This is a genomic window from Pedobacter sp. ASV12 (assembly GCF_016429155.1).
Taxonomy (GTDB): domain Bacteria; phylum Bacteroidota; class Bacteroidia; order Sphingobacteriales; family Sphingobacteriaceae; genus Pedobacter.
The window spans coordinates 1-410 of the sequence record NZ_JAELUC010000323.1 but is presented as its reverse complement, the minus strand read 5'-3'; the positions used below and the strand labels follow the sequence as shown (position 1 = coordinate 410).

General features: G+C 34.6%; 1 protein-coding gene. It reads right to left on the bottom strand.

What is annotated here, in order from left to right; all coding sequences use genetic code 11:
• Positions 1–297, bottom strand: a 297-nt coding sequence (locus JHD69_RS20510; RefSeq protein ID WP_370583548.1) for a nucleoside-diphosphate sugar epimerase/dehydratase, incomplete at its 3' end; no start/stop codon positions are given.
• Between the last annotated feature and the right edge of the window lie 113 nt (positions 298–410).

The following is a 410-nucleotide window of genomic DNA, read 5'->3' as shown; positions in this document are numbered from 1 at the left end:
CTTGTCTGACGAAGGAACCTTGATTAGGTGCATTTCCGCATTGCAGCAAACCTCTATGATCTTGATTTTGTTTGAAGTATTGAGCGCATTTTCTGCAACCAGGATCTTCTGTACCTGATACTTGTCTTTTAGTTTTGCCAGCGAGCAGAAGGGAAAAACCCTTTTTTGTTCAATGTATTTATCGGTTTTATGAATATCATCATCAATAAAGCCAATGACGTTCAATTCAGAACTTTCGTTCGGATCCATGGCTCTTTTGATCAAAATGGCATTATGGTCTGAACCATAAATCAGCACGTTTTCTTTTTTAACCTTATCAAAATTTTTAATCGAATTTTTTAGTTAAGTAACATTTTTTGTTTAGAGCTCGAGCAACGAGTATGTAATGAAATTTTTGTGAAGTATTATCT